At 62.5% G+C, this 6,467-nt stretch carries 6 protein-coding genes and 1 pseudogene; 4 read left to right on the top strand and 3 right to left on the bottom strand.

All coding sequences use genetic code 11. The annotated features are described in order from the left end of the window. Nucleotides 1-73 precede the first annotated feature (73 nt). A complete protein-coding gene (locus tag J9893_RS11435; RefSeq protein WP_210600753.1) occupies nt 74-1,906 on the bottom strand; it encodes an SLC13 family permease in 1,833 nt (610 codons plus the stop codon). A 270-nt stretch (nt 1,907-2,176) separates the two neighbouring features. Between J9893_RS11435 and yqfB the strand changes: the two genes are divergently transcribed. The 3 genes from yqfB to J9893_RS11450 all read left to right on the top strand — a co-directional run bounded on the left by yqfB (nt 2,177) and on the right by J9893_RS11450 (nt 3,964). Next, on the top strand, nt 2,177-2,509 hold the full coding sequence (yqfB, locus tag J9893_RS11440; RefSeq protein WP_210600752.1) for a N(4)-acetylcytidine aminohydrolase: 333 nt from the start codon (nt 2,177-2,179) through the stop codon (nt 2,507-2,509). 80 nt (nt 2,510-2,589) lie between these two features. After that, nucleotides 2,590-3,516, top strand: a complete 927-nt coding sequence (locus J9893_RS11445; RefSeq protein WP_349237064.1) for an alpha/beta hydrolase — start codon at nt 2,590-2,592, stop codon at nt 3,514-3,516. 61 nt (nt 3,517-3,577) lie between these two features. Continuing rightward, on the top strand, nt 3,578-3,964 hold the full coding sequence (locus J9893_RS11450) for a DUF1622 domain-containing protein (protein ID WP_210600751.1): 387 nt from the start codon (nt 3,578-3,580) through the stop codon (nt 3,962-3,964). Between the two features lie 104 nt (nt 3,965-4,068). Here the strand turns inward: J9893_RS11450 and J9893_RS11455 are convergent. Next, nucleotides 4,069-5,135: pseudogene (locus J9893_RS11455) on the bottom strand (MFS transporter). 164 nt (nt 5,136-5,299) lie between these two features. Here J9893_RS11455 and J9893_RS11460 point away from each other — a divergent pair. Next, the gene (locus J9893_RS11460; protein WP_039039591.1) at nt 5,300-5,926 is read left to right on the top strand and encodes a beta-phosphoglucomutase family hydrolase; all 627 of its coding nucleotides are present in this window, start codon (nt 5,300-5,302) and stop codon (nt 5,924-5,926) included. A gap of 49 nt (nt 5,927-5,975) precedes the next feature. Here the strand turns inward: J9893_RS11460 and J9893_RS11465 are convergent, their stop codons facing one another. Continuing rightward, complete coding sequence (locus J9893_RS11465; protein ID WP_210600750.1) at nt 5,976-6,218, bottom strand: hypothetical protein; 243 nt, start codon at nt 6,216-6,218, stop codon at nt 5,976-5,978. Nucleotides 6,219-6,467: the final 249 nt, after the last annotated feature.

Here is a 6,467-nt window from a genome sequence, read left to right on the forward strand (position 1 = left end):
AGCCCTTTTCATCTCGCTGAGCGCTGCAGGCAATAAAAAGGCGGCCCACAGGCCGCCATATCGTTTGCTGTCGTCAGAACGGGAAGAACCAGGGGATGGCGATGACGCTCACCACCATCACCAGCAAGGTGAAAGGCACGCCGATGCGCACGAAGTCCATGAACTTGTAGTTGCCCGGGCCCAGCACCAGGGTGTTGACCGGCGACGAGACCGGCGTCATGAAGGCTGCCGAGGCGGCGATGGCGATGGTCATGGCAAAGGGATAAGGCGATACCCCCATCTGATGGGCCGTCCCCAGCGCGATGGGCGCCATCAGCACCGCCGTCGCCGTGTTGGAGATGAAGAGCCCGATGACGGCACAGAGCGCGAAGAGGCTGGCCAGCATCACCCTGGGGCCCATCTCCCCCACCGCCGAGATGAGCGCGCCGACGATGAGATCCACCCCGCCGGTCTGCTGCAATGCAAGGGCAAAGGGCAGCATGCCCACGATGAGGATCAGGGTCGGCCAGTGGATGGACTTGTAGGCACTCTCCAGATCGATGCAGCGGAACTTGCCCATCAGCAGGCAGGCGATGAGCGCCGCGATCACGTTGGGCACGGGATCCGTCACCATCAGCACTATCATGACCCCGAGGGCAATCAGGGCGTGGATGGCCTGGCTGCGGGCCGGCGCCATCTCGTCCACTTCCGCAGGCAGGCCCAGCAGCAGAAAATCGCGATGATGGGTCTGCAACTGACGAATGAGGCTCCAGTTCCCCACCACCAGCAGGGTATCCCCCATCTGCAGCGCCTCGTCCACCAGCTTTCCGGTCAGCGCCTCTCCATCCCGGCGGATCCCCACCACGCTCAGACCGTAACGGGAACGGAAGGTCACCTCGCGGATGCTCTTGCCGAGCAGCCGGGAGCCGGGGATGAGGGAGACCTCCGCCATGCCCACCTCCCGCGCCTGGTCGGAGAAATACTCCCCGCGCAATATCATGGGCTCGAGCCGCGCCTCGCTGCAAAACTCCCGCACATCCACCTCGGGATCCGATATGTCGATGAGCAGCACGTCCTTGGCCTGGAACTCGGTCACCCCGGTGACACTGACCATCACCCGCCTGAACTTGCGCCAGCGCTCCATCCCGATGACATTGGCACCGAAGCGGGCACGCAATTGCAGCTCGTCGAGGGTCTGGCCGATCAGGGGGGAGTCGGGCCGGATCGCCAGTCGGCGTGCTCGCCCCGCCAGCCGGTAGTCACGGATGAGATCCCGCATGGTGCTGCGTCCCATCTGCTTGCCCTTGCCCTCCTCTCCTTCACGCACCAGACGGTTGCGCATCAGCAGCATGTAGAGGATCCCCATCCCCAGAATGATGACGCCCATGGGGGTGAAGCCGAAGAAACCGAACCCCTGGATGTCGTGGCGCATCAGTTCACTGTTCACCACCATGTTGGGAGGGGTTGCCACCAGCGTCATCATGCCGCTGATAAGGCCGGCAAAGCCGAGCGGCATCATCAGTCTGCCCGCCGGGATCCCCATCCGGTTCGCCACGCTCAGCACCACGGGGATGAAGATGGCCACCACCCCGGTCGAACTCATCACGGCCCCCAGGGTCGCCACCGCCACCATCAGCAGCACCAGCATGCAGGTTTCGCTGCTGCCGGCCACCTTCACCAGGGCATCTCCCACCTGATAGGCGATGCCGGTACGCACCAGCCCCTCCCCCACCACGAACAGGGCGGCAATCAGAATGACGTTGGGATCGCTGAATCCTGCCAGCGCCTGCGGCAGGGTCAGAGTGCCGCTCAACACGAACAGGATGATGATCAACAAGGCGACCACGTCCATGCGTACCTTGTTGGTAATAAACAGGAGAATGGCACCCACCAGCATGCTGAGCACCCAGATCAACTCGGAATTCACACTTGCTCCTTTTGTTCAACGTCAACCACGGCCGGCCCCGGACGCCATCAGACCACAGAGCCCGTCCCCTTGATTTGTTACATATCAAGAAAGAGGAGACCGCATCATCTCACATTCAGGTTCAGTTGCGGCCATTTTACCGGTCCGTGAACGCAGTCGGTCGCCCTTCACATGTCGGGGTAAAAAGTGCTGCACGCTCCCCCCGCCCCTCCTAAAATGGGCCCGCCGCGGCCTGAGCCGCCCTCTCACCCCTTGCCCTTCGGAGACAACATGACCCAGCACACCCCGGCCTACCCGGCATTCACCTTCTTCAGCCGCTTTGTCGCCGACATCCAGGCTGGCCGAAAGACCATCACCATCCGCGACGAGAGCGAGGCAAACTGGCGGCCCGGCCAGCGCCTGGCCCTGTTCACCAACCCGGAACACCAGCCTTTTGGCACCATTGAAGTCATCTCGGTCCAGGCGGTCGCCTTCGAGGCGCTGAGCGACGAGCACGCCCGTCAGGAGAACATGACCCTCCCCGAGCTTAAAGATGTGATCCGCGATATCTACCCCGCACTGCCGCCCCTCTATGTGATTGAATTCGTGCTGATTGAAGCCTGATTTTGTGAGCTGCCTCAGCTAACGCCGGTTGCGCTCACGGGCCAAAAGCGCACAATGACTGTTTTTATATACAGTCATTGGTGTCTTATGGAAAAACAACTCGAACCGGCCATCGCAGCCATGGTGGCAGACTTCATCGCCGCAGGTCGTCCCAAGGCGAGCCAGCGAGCTGGCAGGCGCGCCGTGACGGCTACCTTGCCTCTGCCTTGTTGGGCGGTGAGCGGGAAGAGGTGGGCGCCATCGAAGAGTGGCAGGCCGATCACCACGCCATCCGCTGCTATCGGCCCGCAGACAAACCGGTCCCCACGTATCCGGTGCTGATCTATTTTCACGGCGGCTGTTTTGTCAGCGGGGATTTCGAGACCCACGATCGCCAGATGCGGATGCTGTGCAACCGGGCCAGCGCCCTGATCTTCGCCGTACACACCCGCCTCGCCCCGGAACACACCTATCCTGCGGCTCACGACGATGCGCTGGCCGCCACGCGGGTCATCATGGCCGAGGTGGAGAAATGGCATGGAGATCCGGCACGTCTCGCCATTGCCGGCGACAGCGCAGGGGGTCATCTCGCCCTGGTCACCACCTTGCGGCTCAAGGCTGCCAGCGCCCCCTTGCCCAAGGCCCTGCTGCTTCTCTATCCCATGCTGGATGCCCTCTGCGAGAGCCAAAGCTACCGCGATCTCGGTGACGACTACCTCATTACCCGGGACATGCTCGCAAGCGGTTTTCACGCCTACCTGGGCAGCCTGCCCCCCAGCAATCCCGAAGCCAGCCCGCTCCACCATCCCGCCCTGTCAGGATTACCGCCGACCCATATCGTCACGGCGGAATATGATCCGCTGCGCGACGAAGGGGAAGCCCTGTATGGCAAGCTGGTGCAGGCTGGCGTCGATGCCACTTGCCAGCGGCAGCATGACGTCATCCATGGCTACTTCCAACTGGCGGCCATCAGCCCTGCCGCTCGTCAGCTCATCGACCAGATAGCCATGATGCTCAGAAGACTCTGAGTTGGAACCGGCCCCCATGCCGTGTTAAAAGTGTCTCTTTTGAATCAGAGAGGTAACCCGCGTGTTCGAGATAGCGAGCCTGAAAGAGGGCATGATGCACGGGGTGGAGTTGTTCCAGCTGCTGCTGGAGATCATCTCCATCGCCTGCGTGGTCATCGGCCTTGGCAAGACCCTCTGGCTGGCGGCCAGAGTGCGGGATCACGAGCCCGGCTTTCCCCGTATCCGCCTCTGCTTCGGCAGCTGGCTCATCCTGGCGCTGGAGTTCCAGCTCGCCGCCGACATCCTTGCCACCACGGTGGCACCGAGCAAGGAGGAGCTGGTGCGCCTCGCCATCATCGCGGTCATCCGCACCTTCCTGAACTACTTCCTCGGCAAGGAACTCGATGCCCAGGCCGAGCGCCAGCAACCCGAGCCTGTCAGGTCACCTTCCCGCCACGACGCCCGATGAGCGGGCTGAGTGGCACAAGGCCACGACACGGAAGGAAAGGCACCAGCCTGATCCCATGAAGAGGGCTCCCCGCGGGGAGCCCTCTTTGTATCCGATAGCAACCATCAGGCGTGCTTGCTGGCCAGCTCGTGGCGCTTCAATGCCAGCAAGGTGACCAGCAGGGCGGCGGTGGCGATCAGCGCCATGCCGATATAGGTGGCGCTGAAACCGGGTGCCAGTTCGGCCGGGCTCAGGCTGGCCAGATTGGGGCTGCTGCCTGCCGGCAGAGCGGCATGGAACAACACGGCGCAGATGGCGACACCGACCGCCCCACCCAGCTCCCGGCCGAAGTTGAACAGGGACATGCCGATGCCGCGATCCTCCCGTGGCAGGGCATTTTGCACCACCACAGAGAGGGCCGGCAGCACCAGTCCGAGGCCAAGCCCGGCGAACCCCAGCCCCAGATTGGCAAAGAGATCGAAGTGAATTTGCCACAGCGCCAGCGCCGCCAGCGCCGCCAGGGCGAAGCCCGTCACCACGAAACGCCGGTAGTGACCGGTGCGGCCGATCAGCTTGCCGCCGACGAAGGCCCCCGCCGTGATGCAGACCATGAAGATCACCATGTAAAGCCCGCTCTCGCCGGCCCCCATCCCCTTCTGCCACTGCATCTGCAGCGGCAGGTAGACCAGCACGGCGAATATCAGCAGCTGGGAGGCCAGCGCCAGCTGAGCTGCTCGGTAAAATAGCCACCGAGCAGCGGGCCTGCGATGCTGGAGACCGCATAGACCGCCGAGATATACCCCTGATACTTGCCCACCTCCCGTGGCGGAATACAGTCGGCGATGACGGTGAAGGCGAGCGCGATCAGCCCTCCGCCCCCCAATCCTTGCAGCACGCGGGCGGCCAGCAGGGTCGGCAGATCCTGGGCCAGGGCGCAGGCCACTGATCCCGCCAGAAACAGGCCGATACCGATGTTGAGCATGCGTACTCGGCCGAACATGTCGCTCAACTTGCCATAGATGGGCAGGGCCGCAGTGGCCGCCAGCAGATAGGCGGTCACGACCCAGGTGAGGGCGGCACCGGCGTTCAGCTCAACCCCTATGATGGGCAAGGGGGTGGTGACGATGCTCTTTTCCAGTGAGCCCAGGGCGATCACCAGGGCCACGCTCGAGAAGACGGTTTTGGGGGACATAGGCAGGCTCGCTCATATGAGATATCGGCACAGGGGGTGCAAGGCACATTATTGTCTCATATGTCATTAGCCGATGGTCAAAACCACTGCCAACCATGATGAAGGTCGCGACATCTGCGCGCTGGATCTGCTAGGGTGAGTCTTTGCCGAAGAGGACACCCCCCATGCCCCAGTCATCCCCCTGCGATCATCACCAGAGTGAACAGCCCCGATTCGACGAGTACGACGCCCTGATCTTCGACATGGATGGTACCCTGGTGGACTCCATGCCTCTGCACCTGGATGCCTGGGAAATCACCAGTACCGAGTTCGGCCTGCCGTTTGATCGGGCACAGCTCAACGAGTACGGCGGCATCCCCACCCGCAAGATAGTGACCATGCTGGCAGAGCAGCACGGGCTGACCATCGACGTGGAAGCCTTTGCCCGGCGCAAGGTGGCCCTCTACCTGGCACGGATCGACGACGTCCGGGTGTTTCCCGCCATGTGGGAGCTGGTCAGGCAGTACCACGGCAAGGTGCCCATGGGCATAGGCACCGGCTCAACCCGGGAACATGCGGCGTACATCCTGCGTCAGACCGGGCTCGATGCCTTCATCTCCGTGCTGGTGAGTGCCGATGATGTGGTCAATCACAAGCCCCACCCGGACACCTTCCTGAAAGTGGCCGAACAGCTCGGCGCCAACCCGGCCAACTGCCTGGTGTTTGAAGACACCCGGATAGGCATTCAGGCGGGCAAGGCCGCCGGCATGACCACCTTACTGGTCACCGAAGGGACGCTGCAACGGGTGTGAGCGGTGCGGGCCCATCCTAACCGACGGGCCCGCACCAGCTTACTCGGCCTCATTCTCCCCCCTCCTTCCCACCTGCCGGTACCGGGCCGTCCGGCCGCTCAAATCCCAGATCTGACATGCAGTTGTCAAATTCCGACTCCCCCGGTTTGCCATGCTCCCTGCAGCTCTCAAACGCCGCTTTCATCTCGGCCGACAGCTCGTGCGGAGGCTTGGGCGGGGTACGGCTGCCCTGATCGCCCGCTGCGGCGGTCAGAGTAGTGAGGGAAAACAGCAAAGGCAGAACAATCTTCATGGTATGACTCCAAAACGGGTGGCATACACCGGCACGGTGCGGCGATGGCCCACGGCAACGGGCGGCATCATGCTAGCGAATCGCCGCGAACTGATGGGTCAAGCCGACATTCCGCACCTGATTTAGGAATAAATTTGCCGATAGCGCTCACCCAATACCTCCAAAATGATCTGCTGGTCTCCTGTTAGCTCCGTTACTTGTGGCGGAGCTTCTCCCAGTCGATATTCATGGATGCCACCAAAGCGCAAA

Source organism: Aeromonas sp. MaB10011B (assembly GCF_017939325.1).
GTDB lineage: Bacteria > Pseudomonadota > Gammaproteobacteria > Enterobacterales > Aeromonadaceae > Aeromonas > Aeromonas caviae.

What these genes read in the sequence shown, in the direction of transcription:
- yqfB (WP_210600752.1), top strand. Translation starts at nt 2,177, where the DNA reads ATGACCCAGCACACCCCGGCCTACCCGGCATTCACCTTCTTCAGCCGC.
- J9893_RS11460 (WP_039039591.1), top strand. Translation starts at nt 5,300, where the DNA reads ATGCCCCAGTCATCCCCCTGCGATCATCACCAGAGTGAACAGCCCCGA.
- J9893_RS11465 (WP_210600750.1), bottom strand. Translation starts at nt 6,218, where the DNA reads ATGAAGATTGTTCTGCCTTTGCTGTTTTCCCTCACTACTCTGACCGCC.